Source organism: Microbulbifer sp. SH-1 (genome assembly GCF_011326135.1).
GTDB classification, from domain to species: Bacteria; Pseudomonadota; Gammaproteobacteria; order Pseudomonadales; family Cellvibrionaceae; genus Microbulbifer; species Microbulbifer harenosus.
Map to the genome: position 1 here is coordinate 1,397,994 of NZ_CP046948.1, position 13,476 is coordinate 1,411,469.

Annotated in this window: 11 protein-coding genes; 8 read left to right on the forward strand and 3 right to left on the reverse strand. The window is 57.4% G+C overall.

The window, feature by feature from the left end:
• Window positions 1-44 precede the first annotated feature (44 nt).
• The 3 genes from GNX18_RS19820 (at window position 45) to GNX18_RS06165 (ending at window position 1,243) form a co-directional block, all read left to right on the forward strand.
• Entirely contained in the window at window positions 45-242 is a 198-nt protein-coding gene (locus GNX18_RS19820) for a hypothetical protein (RefSeq protein ID WP_166216196.1), read from the forward strand.
• Between the two features lie 3 nt (window positions 243-245).
• On the forward strand, window positions 246-593 hold the full coding sequence (locus GNX18_RS06160; protein ID WP_166216199.1) for a hypothetical protein: 348 nt from the start codon (window positions 246-248) through the stop codon (window positions 591-593).
• Window positions 594-826: 233 nt separating this feature from the next.
• A complete protein-coding gene (locus GNX18_RS06165; protein ID WP_166216202.1) occupies window positions 827-1,243 on the forward strand; it encodes a hypothetical protein in 417 nt (138 codons plus the stop codon).
• Window positions 1,244-1,316: 73 nt separating this feature from the next.
• Here GNX18_RS06165 and GNX18_RS06170 read toward each other — a convergent pair whose 3' ends face one another.
• Complete coding sequence (locus GNX18_RS06170) at window positions 1,317-2,426, reverse strand: MipA/OmpV family protein (RefSeq protein ID WP_166216205.1); 1,110 nt, start codon at window positions 2,424-2,426, stop codon at window positions 1,317-1,319.
• 168 nt (window positions 2,427-2,594) lie between these two features.
• Window positions 2,595-4,841 carry a catalase/peroxidase HPI gene (gene katG, locus GNX18_RS06175; protein ID WP_166216208.1) on the reverse strand — a complete coding sequence of 749 codons (2,247 nt, stop codon included), beginning with the start codon at window positions 4,839-4,841 and terminating at the stop codon, window positions 2,595-2,597.
• A gap of 282 nt (window positions 4,842-5,123) precedes the next feature.
• Between katG and GNX18_RS06180 the strand changes: the two genes are divergently transcribed.
• Genes GNX18_RS06180 through GNX18_RS06190 form a run of 3 tightly spaced genes read left to right on the forward strand, consistent with a single transcriptional unit; the run spans window position 5,124 to window position 10,011 of the window.
• Window positions 5,124-6,260: an efflux RND transporter periplasmic adaptor subunit gene (locus GNX18_RS06180; RefSeq protein WP_138234723.1), complete on the forward strand. Its 1,137-nt coding sequence runs from the start codon at window positions 5,124-5,126 to the stop codon at window positions 6,258-6,260.
• Window positions 6,260-9,427, forward strand: a complete 3,168-nt coding sequence (locus GNX18_RS06185; RefSeq protein WP_166216211.1) for an efflux RND transporter permease subunit — start codon at window positions 6,260-6,262, stop codon at window positions 9,425-9,427. Before GNX18_RS06180 ends, GNX18_RS06185 begins: the two co-directional genes overlap by 1 nt.
• Entirely contained in the window at window positions 9,427-10,011 is a 585-nt protein-coding gene (locus tag GNX18_RS06190) for an exopolysaccharide biosynthesis protein (protein ID WP_166216214.1), read from the forward strand. The genes GNX18_RS06185 and GNX18_RS06190 overlap by 1 nt, the downstream gene beginning before the upstream one ends.
• Before the next feature lie 20 nt (window positions 10,012-10,031).
• Here GNX18_RS06190 and GNX18_RS06195 read toward each other — a convergent pair whose 3' ends face one another.
• Window positions 10,032-10,628, reverse strand: coding sequence for a CPBP family intramembrane glutamic endopeptidase (locus GNX18_RS06195; RefSeq protein ID WP_138234726.1), 597 nt, complete (start codon window positions 10,626-10,628; stop codon window positions 10,032-10,034).
• A 306-nt stretch (window positions 10,629-10,934) separates the two neighbouring features.
• Between GNX18_RS06195 and ahpC the strand changes: the two genes are divergently transcribed.
• Window positions 10,935-11,501: an alkyl hydroperoxide reductase subunit C gene (ahpC, locus tag GNX18_RS06200; RefSeq protein ID WP_166216217.1), complete on the forward strand. Its 567-nt coding sequence runs from the start codon at window positions 10,935-10,937 to the stop codon at window positions 11,499-11,501.
• Window positions 11,502-11,718: 217 nt separating this feature from the next.
• Window positions 11,719-13,302: an alkyl hydroperoxide reductase subunit F gene (gene ahpF / locus GNX18_RS06205; protein WP_166216220.1), complete on the forward strand. Its 1,584-nt coding sequence runs from the start codon at window positions 11,719-11,721 to the stop codon at window positions 13,300-13,302.
• Window positions 13,303-13,476 lie beyond the last annotated feature (174 nt).

A 13,476-nucleotide genomic window follows, 5' to 3' on the forward strand; every position in this document is an offset into this window, starting at 1 on the left:
TTGTCCGCATGGTATGGAGAGCACACCTTCGGTCCACAGGCGGCGTGGGTGAATCCGATCTGTTCGGCGTAGCAGCGGTACTCCTCGAACTCGTTCGGGTGTACATGGCGCTGCACCGGCAGGTGCTCCGTTATTCTATGGTAATCAAAGTAAAATGGTTGAATTTTCCGGCAAACCTGATCTTACCATTCGATTCGGTCGATTTATTTGATAAAGTCACCAAAAGTTATTTTCAGGAGTGATGCATGTCAACTTTTTGGGTTATTGAGGCAAAGGTCGAGCACCGTGAAGATAGCTCCATGCCCAGCGATGGATGTGATATAAGCTACGGTCGCTCGGTAGTTCCGGCTGAGACTAAAGATGAAGCGTTGGAGCTATTTAAAGCGGCTCTTGCAGAGCAAAAAATTTATATTACTGAAATATATTCAATTACGGACTACCGAAAGGGGGATTGGTCGGACGATATTTTTGATCTTGAGCAGACCTATGAAAAGGCTTCTATTGGGCCTGAAATCAGCCTTGGGACCTTTATATCACAAGAAGCCATGGACCATTTACACAAGGATTGGAAGCTGTGTCAAAAGGAGCAATGACAATCGCCGAGGGCGACATTGATTGTAAAACCGATGTCAACTTGATTTTGAATGGCTCTGTATCCAGGAGCTTTGTATTAAGGACAACCTTTAATACGCTGGAGTAGTGGAAATCGAAATATAAAAAAGGAATATCCCCATTCCACCCCAAAGGTACATCCCTCAAAGATGCTGCAATAGTCGATGAAAAAGAGCTTTGGATATTCAGTGTAGACGCTAAAAATGTTCAAAACTTGGTAGAAGCAGTAAAAATCGCCTGCTGGAAATTTGATGCCAGGCCCACTGATTTTATCAGTAATGTATATGTGAAAAACTTGAACGTTGAAGGCGAAACCGAAATGGACACCTATACACGTATAAAAGCTAATGAGCAGCTGTACAAGGATGTCACCAGCACAGTTATCGAAGCAGCGAGAATTCTAGGAGTAGCCACCGAGCTCTACTTTTACATATACAGCGCCGCTAAAAATTACAAAATACCTAAGGCGGAATTACATGGCGCCTTAATGGGTGGCGGAGCCCAGTCTGTAGAAATGGACTCTAATATTCATTTTTTTAAGGTAGGCAGCAATGATGGTTCGATTGCTCGTATTTTGCCCACCAATCTGCACAAAGCAATACTTCTCGGCAAAGCTGTAGTGACACACTAAATCTGGCCTCCTGGCTTTAAGATCTGAAATCCGGTGACCACTAACTTTTTAGTGGTCATTAAGGTCTAGTATCTCAGAAGGTATAGGTGATCGCTGCGAACCCCTTGAGCACATAGTCGTCATCGACTATCGGGCTGTCAGCAATATCGTTGCCCAGGTATTCGGCGTTCACGTCCAGTACCAGCCGCCAGTGTTCGTTAATTTCCAATATTCCTCCTACACCAACCTCTGCTGTTACAGTACTCCCTACATCGTAGGCAGGTCTACCCGGCAACGCTGCCCAGCGCGGCACGCCGAAGTCGTAATTGGCGAGATCGTCACTCAGCCAGTTCACACCGAGCGAAGGTGCCCAACTCACATTTCCCGTTTGAAATCCTTTAGAAACCCGAAGCTCCGCGGTACCACCCCCAAAGCGGTCGAGCACATCGTGCTGATAACGGAAGTCCACATCGATCCGGTTCGGGCCGTCGTATACCACACCCACCCCCGCCATGAGGGTGCTGTCGCGGTCACCAAGTCCCACAAGGATCGGACTGTCATCTTCTTCGTAGGCACCGACGCGGTAGGTGGCATTGACCGCGAAACGGAATCGGTCGCTGCCAAACAGACCGTATCGCAGACTCGGCCCTACCCACTGCAAACGCTCGCCGAAATAGGTAATGGCCGGGATGACCTGTACCACTGAGCTGTCCGATCCGAGATAGGGACTGCTGCGGCCGATCACCCCGATACCAACACCCCACTGGCCGGATTCGCCGAGCACCTGGTACATCTCGATGTCGACATTTCTGGTTTCATTTTCTGCCAGAGTAAAACTCGCACGCTGGAAGCTCGGCGGTCCCTTGGGACGATAGTTGTTCGACAGGCCTATCGGTTCTTTTGGAATACCGATAAAGGTGCGGTCCAGTGCGAGATTGTTGTTCTCGTCACCATAGACCAGCAGCGCTACGGTCCCGGCTGGCACACCCGTGATCCGATACACGCCATCCGCATTGATCGCCTGCCGGGATTCGCTGCGCGGACTGCGAAAATCACCGAAGGCATCGGGGTTGTCGTAGATCTGGAACACCAACGCACCGGTTGTCGGCGCATTTTGCACCCGGACTTCCAGCTCCGCCCCCCAGGCGCGACCGGCCATCAGCAACACCAATACAATACCGGGCAGTAGATTCAACTTGTTCATCCGGGTTTCCACTTCCACTCAGAAATTCGCTTATAGTACGCAAATATTTGCCGATGGATCACCACCCCGGACTTTTATAAAGCCAGAAAGCAGAAACGGGCGGCCTGCAGGCCGCCCGTTTCGGAAAGTTCTGTCGAGTATGCAATACAAATACTACTCTTTCACCGCTCAGTTGAATTGATCCAGATTCATGACTTTGCCCCACGCCTGGACAAAATCATTCACAAAGGCCGTTTCCGCTTCTTCTGTCGCATAGTACTCCGATACCGCACGCAACTCGGAATTTGAACCAAAGATCAGATCTACCGGTGTTGCTGTCCATTTGACCTTGCCTGTTTTGCGGTCTTTCCCTTCGTAGACCCCCTCACCACTGGATGATTTCGACCATTCCGTATCCATGTTCAACAGGTTCACAAAAAAGTCATTACTGAGAGTTCCGGGTTTATCGGTAAAGACACCGCGCCTCGAGTTGCCGGTGTTGGCGCCGAGTGCGCGCATACCTCCAACCAGCACCGTCATTTCAGGGACGGTGAGCGTGAGCAGGTCAGCCCGATCAATCAGCATACGGGTCGGCGATACCGAATTGTCACTGGCGTAATAGTTGCGGAACCCGTCTGCGCGTGGCTCCAGCCAGGAGAAGGATTCCACGTCAGTCATCTCCATCGTCGCGTCATTACGCCCCGGCTTGAACGGCACCTTCACTTTGTGACCGCCCTTCCTCGCCGCCTGTTCGACCGCGGCATTGCCCGCGATGACGATGGTATCTGCCAGAGAAACCTTTTTGCCGCCGGAAAGCGATCCGTTGAAGCTCATCTGGATGGACTCCAGCTTCGCCAGTACCTTGCCCAGCTCCTTGGGATCATTTGCCGGCCAGTCCTTCTGCGGTGCGAAGCGGATACGTGCGCCATTCGCGCCACCGCGCATATCGGAGCCCCTGAAGGTGGAGGCCGACGCCCAGGCGGTACGCACCAGTTCCGGCACGGTCAGCCCGGAGGCGAGAATCCTGGATTTGAGCTGTTCGACGTCTCCCTCATCCAGCAAGGTGTAATCCACTGCGGGTATGGGATCCTGCCATAGCAGATCTTCTTTTGGCACTTCCGGCCCCAGGTAGCGGGATTTCGGGCCCAGATCCCGATGGGTCAGCTTGAACCAGGCACGCGCAAAAGCATCTTCCAGCTCTTTCGGATTCTTGTGGAATCGCTCGGAAATCTTGCGATAGGCCGGATCCTCAATCAGTGCCAGGTCCGTGGTCAGCATGATCGGTGCGTGTCGCTTATCTTTCAGGTGTGCGTCCGGCACCATGTTGGCGGCATTGGGGTCTGTGGGTATCCAGACGGTACCGCCGCCCGGCCCTTTGGATTTCTTCCATTCGAACTTGAACAGATTGTCGAGGAAGTTGTGACTCCACTGCGCCGGGGTGATCGTCCAGGCGCCTTCCAGGCCGCTGGTGAAGGTATCTTCCGCGTTGCCTTTGCCGCATTTGTTTTTCCAGCCAAAACCCTGCTGTTCAATGGGCGCAGCCGCCGGTTCTTTGCCGATACAGTCGGCCTTGACCGCACCGTGGGTTTTACCGAACGCGTGGCCACCGGCAATCAGGGCAACCGTCTCTTCGTCATTCATGGCCATACGCCCGAATGACAGGCGAATTCTTTCCGCGGCCAACTTCGGGTCAAGGCTTGCGCCTGGCCCCTCCGGGTTGACGTAGATCAGGCCCATCACCGTTGCCGCCAACTGGCGATCCAGCCCCTTGCCCTGAAAGCGTTTTTCGTAATCCAGCATCTTGGTCTCGGGGCCCCAGTAAACCCGCTCCGGCTCCCAGTCGTCCTTGCGTCCACCGGCAAAACCAAAGGTCTTGAACCCCATGGATTCCAGCGACACGTTGCCCGTGAGAATCATCAGGTCGGCCCAGGAAAGTGCATTGCCGTACTTCTGTTTGATCGGCCACAGCAAACGGCGCGCCTTGTCGAGGCTGACGTTGTCTGGCCAGCTGTTCAGCGGGTCAAAGCGCTGCTGGCCACCGCCGGCGCCGCCGCGACCGTCACCCACCCGGTAAGTCCCTGCGCTGTGCCACGCCATACGGATCATCAGCGGGCCATAGTGACCATAATCTGCCGGCCACCAGTCCTGTGAGGTGGTGAGCACTTTTTCGATGTCTTTCTTGACCGCGTTCAGGTCCAGGCTGTTGAACGCTTTCGCGTAATCAAAGTCATCCGCCATCGGACTCGATGATTTCGCGTGATCCCGCAATGGGCTGAGATCCAGCATATCCGGCCACCAGAAGGTATTGGGCTTTGGTTCACCCGGCGGCGTATCCTCGGGCATGGGTTTGTTCTGCGCCTGAGTCGAAACGCTGGCGGAGAGTGTCGCGATTGTCATTGCGACGGCGGCGGAAAGGGTTATCACCTTTTTAATCATTGCTGTGTCTCCTGAGAGAAACCTGCTTGTTCGTAATGAAAATATCTGGTTGTGAATATAGGCGCTGGTACAGCCGAAGGTTGATGAACAGAAGGCATCCAGCGACAGCCTACTGAACGAGACTGGAAAATTCTTAATGTGCACCTCCAATCCATAAAACCGCCAAATCAGTTTGATTATTTTTTCTTATTTAAGGCCTGCACGATTTCCGAATCCCATCGCGTCATCACGGTACGTGGCGCGATTACTACACTAGCCACATACAATTTATGAACTTGGCTCATGTGGTCTTTCAAACTCCTTTTTACAGCCCTGCTCACCTTTCTCGCTTTTACCGGTGCGATCGTCGCATATGCGGCCGGTGACGCCACCGCAGCGGCACCCATGGCCGTTGAGGGCGTGATTGCAAAGCGGCAGCCATTGATCGAGGAGGTCCCTGTCACCGGAACCATCAACCCGTTGCGGCAAGCGCTACTGTCCGCGGAGGTTGCCGGCCTGATCCACGAGATCCACACCGACATCGGCGACCGCGTGCAGAAAGGTGACCTGTTGCTGAAACTGGACCCGGAACTCAGCAGCATCAACCGCGACGCGGCGCTCGCCGAGGTGGCGCGGGTGCGCGAGACGGTGGCGGACAGCCGCCGGCGCCTGGCAGAACTGCAGCGGCTGCTGGGGGACAAGCATGTGGCCGAGACGGAGGTGGAAAGCCTGGGCTCCGAAGTGCGCGAGCGCAGCGCACAATTGCAGGCCGCGCAGGTGGAAACCGAACGTCTGAGCGCCCTGCTCCGACGGCACCGGGTCGACGCCCCGTTTTCCGGCATCATCAGCCTGCGGGAAGTGGACGTAGGCGAGTGGGTCGAACCGGGCACGGCGCTGTTCGAACTGGTGGACACGGATTCACTGCGCGCGGATTTCCAGGTGCCGCAGCGATACTATCCCCGCATCCGGCCACAGACCCGCATCCGCGTAACGCTCGACAACGGCCAGACCCTGAATACGCGGGTGGAGCACAAGATACCGGTCAGCCGCAGTGGCAGCCGCACCTTCCTGCTGCGTACTGTGATCGACGCCGGTTCACGGAATCCCCCGGAACTGATACCCGGCATGTCCGCTTCCGCGGTGCTGCAACTGAAAAGCGACAGAGAGGGCATCGCGGTGCCTCGCGATGCGGTGCTGCGCTATCCCGACGGGCGCATTACCGTGTGGGTCGCCGCGGCAGGCAGCGACTGGGGCGTGCCGGTGAACGTGCGCGAGCAGCAGGTGACTACTGGCCTCAGCTTCAACGGTATGATCGAAATCCGCTCAGGCATCGAGGCCGGTGAGCGCGTGATCGTGCGCGGCAACGAGAGCCTGCAACCTGGGCAGCAGGCCGTTCTCAAACCGGCGCCAATTGCAACTTCAGAGGCGGATAACCGCTGATGTTCGAGCAGATCGTTAGGCACGGAATTCTTGTCACCGTGACGGTGCTGATTATTGGGATTCTCGGGCTGGTGGCGGCGTTCCGCATTCCCGTGCAGATGATTCCGGACCTCGAGGTGCGCACCATCTCCATCCGCACCAGCTGGCCCGGCGCGACCCCGCAGGACATTGAAAAGGAAATCCTGATCGAGCAGGAGGAATACCTGCGCAACATTCCCTACTTGCAGGAACTGCAGTCCACCGCCGATCTCGGCTCCGCGGATATCGAGCTGGAATTCCCCTTCGGGGTGGATATCCTTGAGACCCAGATCCGCGTCAACAACGCCCTCACCCAGGTGCCCTCCTACCCGGAAAATGTGGACGAACCACGGGTATACGCCACCTCGTTTTCCTCCAACGCCTTCATGTACTACCGGGTGTCGCCCCTGCCGGGCAACCCGCGCGGCCTGGACATGGATATGCTGCGGGACTATGTGGAAGATAACGTGCGCCCGCGCATGTCCGGCGTACCCGGCGTCGCACAGGTGGATGTGGGCGGCGGTGCCGAACGCCAGATCCAGATTCGTCTCAAGCCCGAGCGGCTCGCCGAGCGCAATCTCACTCTCGCGGAGGTGCGCGCGGCGATTGGTGCGCGCAACCGGGATATTTCCGGTGGCGAAGTGGAGAGCGGCAAGCGCCGCTATCTGCTGCGCACACTGGGGCGGTTCAAGGATCTGGAAGAACTGCGTGCGCTGATCCTGCGCCGCGATGGCGACGGTATTGTGTATCTTCGCGACGTGGCCGAAATCACACTGGATCATTTCAAGATCCGCAGCAGCGCCTACGTCAACGGCCTCCCGGTCATCAGCCTGTCCATCCGCCGCGAGAGCGGCTCCAACGTCATCGACATCAAGCGGGCCATGGTGCAGGAAGTCGAGCGCATCAACCGCGAGCTGCTGGTGCCCCAGGGCATGCAGCTCTCGCTGACCGCCGACGACGTGGGATATGTGCAGGCCTCCATATTCAATGTGTGGAAAAATCTCGCTCTGGGCGCCCTCCTCGCCACCGCTATCATGTACTGGTTTCTGCGCTCGTTTCGCACAACGGCGCTGGGTGTTGTCGGCATTCCCATCTGTACCATTGCCGCGTTTATCGGCCTTCTGATTGCCGGGCGCACCATCAATGTCATATCCCTGGCCGGCGTGGCCTTCTCCATAGGCATGACCCTGGACAACAGCATCGTGGTGCTGGAGAGCATTGAGCTCGAGCGCCGCCGCGGTCTCAATCGGCTGAACGCGGCCATCAGCGGAGTGAAAAAGGTATGGCCGGCAGTGCTGGCCTCTACCCTTACCACGGTGATGGTGTTCCTGCCGGTGGTATTTATCGCCGAAGAAGCCGGACAACTGTATTCCGATATCGCCATCGCCATTTCCGCGTCCATCCTGATGTCCATGCTGGTGGCGATCACCGTGATCCCCACTGCCAGTGCGCGCCTCAAATTTGACGGTACCAGCGCCGACAATATCGAGCACAGCAAACTGCGTCACGCGGTCATCGACCGGATTCAGTGGCTGCTGGCCTCACCCGCAAGGCGCCTTTACTGCATCGCCTTCACCGCGGCCACCAGCCTCGCCATTGTCCTGCTGCTGACACCGCCGGCGGAGTATCTTCCGGAAGGTGAAGAGGCGAAAACCTTTGCCAGCATGAATGCGCCCCCCGGCTACAACCTGGCCACCATGAAGGAGATCGCCCTCGAATTGCAGGCGTATTTTCTGCCCTATGTGGAACAGGAACCGGCAGCGTTCGACCGCGGCGACGCGGAAGTACCGCCGATGAAGTTTTTTATTATCAGCGTGTCGCCCCAGAGCCTGCGCATCATCGCGGAGACGAAAGACCCCAGGCACATCGACGAGCTCATGAGCATCATTGTGCAGAAATACGAGAGCTACCCCGGTATGCGCGCCTTCGCCACCCGCGGTTCCATCATCAGCAGCAACGACGGCGGCACCCGCAGTGTCAACCTGGATATTTCCGGCGCGAACCTCGCGGACCTTTATCAGGTCGCGCGCACCGCCTACAGCCGCGCCCAGGAAATTTTCGACAATCCGAATATCCAGACCCAGCCCGCGAGCCTCTCGCTGGCACAACCGCTGCTGGAAGTGAAACCGGACTGGGAGCGCGCCGCGGAAGTGGGCATGCGTGCAGAAGACATCGGTTTCGCCGTTGCGGCGCTGACCGACGGCGCCTTCGTCAATGAGTTCTTTCTGGACGACGACAAAATCGATATTTATCTGTACAACCGACAGGGCCCGGAAGCCACCATCGAGACCCTGGAACAGATCTTTGTCTACACTCCCAGCGGCGCCGTGTTGCCGCTGTCGGAACTGGCGGATATCGAGGAAACCGTGGATACCGCCACCGTGCGCCGCATCGATGGCCGTCGCACCGTCTCCCTGAACATCATTCCGCCCCGCGCCGTGGCGCTTGAAACCGGCGTGGAAAAAGTGCGTACGGAACTGGTGCAGTTCATGCGCGACAACGGCCAGGTGCCGCTTGGTGTTTCCATGAATATCTCCGGTGCCGCCGACCAACTGGATGCCACCCGCGCTTCTCTCGGCAACAACTATCTGGTGGCGCTCGCCATCATCTACCTGTTGATGGTGGCGATCTTTGCACACTGGGGTTACCCACTGCTGATCATGACCACAATACCCCTGGGCATCGCTGCGGGGATCGCCGGGTTGGCGCTGCTGAATTTTGTCGGCGCCAGCTTGCGCAGCATGGGGTTTGAAGGCGTGCACCAACCGTTCGACATGATCTCCATGCTCGGTTTCCTGATCCTCATGGGCACCGTAGTCAACAACCCCATCCTGATCGTGCACCGGGCCATTTCCAACGTAAAAGAAGACGGTATGCACGCCGTGGCAGCGGTACAGGAAGCAGTGGACTCCCGCCTGCGCCCCATCGCCATTTCCACCATCACCACCATCTGCGGGCTGGCACCGCTGGTGTTTCTGCCTGGTGCCGGTACCGAGCTCTATCGGGGCGTGGGTGTGATTGTGATGGCGGGGATTATCGGCGCAACGGTGGTGACGCTGACCATGCTGCCGGCGTTGACGGTATTCGTACTGGAGTGGCACGAACGACATGCCCGAAAGCAGGAACACCACGACCACAGCACTACGTGATGGCAAATGAAATCAAAAATCTGAGCCAACTGCTGCGGCAACTTGAGCAGCTTGCGCCGGAACAGGACCGTATATCCCTCGCTCAGGTTCTTGAAGTACTGGGGCAACGCTCCTTCGCCCCGCTGATACTGATTGCCGGACTCATACTCTTCTCACCACTGTCCGGTATCCCCGGCATGCCCACATTGATGGGCCTGCTTATTCTGCTGGCTTCCCTACAAATGCTGTTACTGCGCCGGCACCTGTGGTTACCCAGGTGGCTCCTGCAAAAATCCACCAGCGGCACCCGCTTTCACAGCACCCTGCTGTGGCTGCAGCGGCCGGCCGCGTTTATTGACCGCTGGCTACAGCCGCGCCTGCCGCTACTGGTTTACCGAAGTGGGACTTACCTGATTGCCCTGGTATGCACCGCGATAGCCCTGGCATTACCCGCCATGGAAATATTGCCTTTTTCCGCCACCATTGCCGGTATTGCGCTCACCGCGTTCGGGCTTGCGCTTGTTGCCCACGACGGTGTGTTGGCACTGGTGGCATTGATGGTGACAACATCCGTCGTGTTACTCGCGTTGCAGCTATGGATCTGAAATGGACGGAATGCCGAGAGTTACCGCGGCTTATCCACCACATCTGGGTATACCCCAAGGCGCTGTGGAAATTTCGCCAACACGCCGAGCGCAATCAGGTCGTACACACCGTGCCAGACGACCACGGCGAGCAGGCTTTCGCTCAACCAATACACCAAACCGAGAACAAGCCCCATCACTGCAGTAATCAGAAAATAAATGAACGAGGCATAGTGGAGCAAACCAAAAACTACGGATGCCACCACCAGCCCCACGATGGGTGCACTGGGCGTAAACAAAGATGCGATCCAGGGTTGTAGAAAGCCACGGAACAACAGCTCTTCGCAGACACCAGCAGCCAGTGCAAGCACGGCAATCTGCCACCAGTTCAAGTGGCGAAATGCCAGGTGCAATTTTTTGCAGTGATCCCGCAGTGTCGCGCCAAAATCGGAATTGGAAACGGTAATCGCGCGGGCGATCCAGTAGCTAACCAATGCGCCGGTAATCCCGAGCGCAATATACAGCGGTGCGCTACCGATACCCCAGGACACATCAATACGGCTGAAATAAAGACCGGCCCAGGCAACGGCCGCCACGACAGCCTGAATACTGAGCGCCATCACGAGTATCTGCTTCACCGAAACTTCCGTTTGCACCTACCCACGGTGTCCTCGCCTGCATCTTCCATTTCTGCCTCGATAAGTGACCGACTGGTCTCCGTGTGCGTCAATCCGGCGCTATCCGCTGAGTTTGCCGCATCTGTAAGAAACAACCAAAAGCACAAAAAGCTATGAAAAAGCACTGATCTATCGACCAGAGCTATCAGACTCATAAAAATCAATTATTTTTATCAATAACCGTAAACTAATAGTATTTCTCCCGTACCCGATAACCCACGCCCCAAACCACGGGGCAAAACTTCTCTCAGGAGAGATGGAAATACCATGGCTAACTACATCAACAGCGAAATCAAACCCTTCAAAGCCAAAGCCTACCAGGCTGGCGACTTCTTCGACGTTTCCGACGCGGACCTGAAAGGCAAGTGGTCTGTGGTGTTCTTCTACCCGGCCGACTTCACCTTCGTGTGCCCGACCGAACTTGGCGACCTGGCGGACAACTACGCCGAATTCCGGAAGCTGGGTGTAGAGATCTACTCGGTTTCCACCGACACCCACTTCACCCACAAGGCGTGGCACGACACCTCCGAGACCATCGGCAAGATCCAGTTCCCGATGATCGGCGACCCCACCGGCACCATCACACGCAACTTCGGTGTGATGATCGAGGAAGAAGGCATCGCCGACCGCGGCACCTTCGTGATCGACCCGGAGGGCAAGATCCAGATTGTGGAGATCAACGCCGGCGGTATCGGCCGCGACGCACAGGACCTGCTGCGCAAGATCAAAGCCGCCCAGTACGTTGCCGCCCACCCGGGTGAAGTGTGCCCGGCCAAGTGGAAGGAAGGCGAAGCGACTCTGGCTCCTTCCCTGGATCTGGTTGGCAAAATCTAACGACTGACTGCGGGCTCCGGCCCGCAACAAGCTCAGAGCTCTGAATAGAGTTCAGTGGCGTCGCCGCTACCGGGTGCTCTCTTGTGAGACACGCCGTGAACCCATCCCTGGGGGCTCTTCTAAAACATCCATGTTTTAGAAGGTCTCACAAGAGAGCACCCGGCATCGGCGCCTTCACAGCAACTTCTGATAAATACCCAAAACTCAGGACACACCGATGTTGGACGCAAACGTAAAGAAACAACTGGACACCTATCTGCAGAATATCGTCACTCCGATTGAGATCAGTGTGTCCGCCGACAGCAGCCCCAAGGCTGTTGAACTGAACAACCTTGCCCGCGAAATCGCTGGCCTCTCCAGCAAGATTGAAGTGAAGCAGGAGAGCCGCAAGCGCACCCCGAGCATGGCCATCGCGCCAGCCGGCGAAACCCCGCGCGTCAGCTTTGCCGGCATCCCCATGGGCCACGAATTCACCTCCCTGGTACTCGCCCTGCTCCAGGCCGGCGGCCATCCGTCCAAGGCGGACCCGGCGCTGCAGGAGCAGATCCGCAATATCCAGGGTGAATTCCACTTTGAAACCTATATCTCGCTGTCGTGCCAGAACTGCCCGGATGTGGTCCAGGCGCTGAACCTGATGGCGAAACTGAACCCGAACATCACCCACGAGATGATCGACGGCGCCCTGTTTCAGGACGAAGTGGAGCAGCGCCAGATCATGGCGGTTCCCGCGGTGTACCTGAATGGCGAACACTTTGGCCAGGGTCGTATGAGCCTCGAAGAAATCGTGGCCAAGATCGACACCGGTGCCGAGCAGCGCAAGGCCGCTGAACTGAGTGAGCGCGAGCCTTACGATGTGCTGGTACTTGGCGGCGGCCCCGCCGGTGCGGCGGCGGCCATTTACACCGCGCGTAAGGGCATCCGCACCGCGCTGGTAGCAGAGCGCTTCGGTGGCCAGGTGATGGATACCGTGGGTATCGAGAACTTCATCTCCGTGCCCTACACCGAGGGCCCGAAACTGGCCGCGGGTCTCGAGCAGCACGTGAAGGAGTACGGTGTGGACATCATCACCGGACAGCGTGCCGCCCAGTTAAAACGCGACAAGTTGATTGAGCTGCAGCTCCAGAGCGGCGCGACCCTCGCGAGCAAATCCGTGATCCTTGCCACCGGTGCGCGCTGGCGCGAGCTGGGCGTGCCCGGCGAGGCCGAGTACCGCACCAGGGGCGTGGCCTACTGCCCTCATTGCGACGGGCCCTTCTTCAAGGGCAAGTCGGTGGCGGTGGTCGGCGGTGGCAACTCCGGAATTGAAGCAGCCATCGACCTCGCCGGCATCGTCAAACACGTGACCGTGCTGGAATTCGCCGACACCCTGCGTGCCGATGAGGTGCTGGTGCGCAAGGCCCGTTCCATGGCCAACATCGACATCATTACCAATGCGCAGACCACCGAAGTGCTCGGCGACGGCAGCAAGGTGAATGGCTTGCGCTACACCGATCGTGTCAGCGGTGAGAGCAGGCAGCTGGAACTCGCCGGGATCTTCGTGCAGATTGGCCTGGTGCCGAATACTGAGTTCCTCAAAGACAGCAGCCTGGAAATGAACCGGATGGGCGAGATCGTGATCGACAGCCGCGGTGCCACCTCCATCCCTGGCGTGTTTGCCGCCGGCGACGCCACCACGGTGCCCTACAAGCAGATCGTGATCTCCATGGGTGCCGGAGCCACGGCCGCACTGGGCGTCTTCGACTACCTGATCCGCACCTCGGTGGCTGACGAGCCGACAGAGGCCTTGCCGATGGCGAGCTGACCGCAACACGAACCCCAAACCCGGATACCGGTTTCCCAGCAGTATCCGGGCCTCCTCCGGCGGCTCCCCGGCCGCCACCTCTGGGAATCTCTCTTTACGAGAGCCATCCTCAACTTGCAGCCGGCCTAGTGCCGGCTTTTTTGTAAGACGTACATACATAATTCACCATCCTCT

Coding starts and splice junctions, on each gene's coding strand:
- GNX18_RS06160 (WP_166216199.1), top strand. CDS start 246: ATGTCAACTTTTTGGGTTATTGAGGCAAAGGTCGAGCACCGTGAAGAT.
- GNX18_RS06170 (WP_166216205.1), bottom strand. CDS start 2,426: ATGAACAAGTTGAATCTACTGCCCGGTATTGTATTGGTGTTGCTGATG.
- katG (WP_166216208.1), bottom strand. CDS start 4,841: ATGATTAAAAAGGTGATAACCCTTTCCGCCGCCGTCGCAATGACAATC.
- GNX18_RS06180 (WP_138234723.1), top strand. CDS start 5,124: ATGTGGTCTTTCAAACTCCTTTTTACAGCCCTGCTCACCTTTCTCGCT.
- GNX18_RS06185 (WP_166216211.1), top strand. CDS start 6,260: ATGTTCGAGCAGATCGTTAGGCACGGAATTCTTGTCACCGTGACGGTG.
- GNX18_RS06190 (WP_166216214.1), top strand. CDS start 9,427: ATGGCAAATGAAATCAAAAATCTGAGCCAACTGCTGCGGCAACTTGAG.
- ahpC (WP_166216217.1), top strand. CDS start 10,935: ATGGCTAACTACATCAACAGCGAAATCAAACCCTTCAAAGCCAAAGCC.
- ahpF (WP_166216220.1), top strand. CDS start 11,719: ATGTTGGACGCAAACGTAAAGAAACAACTGGACACCTATCTGCAGAAT.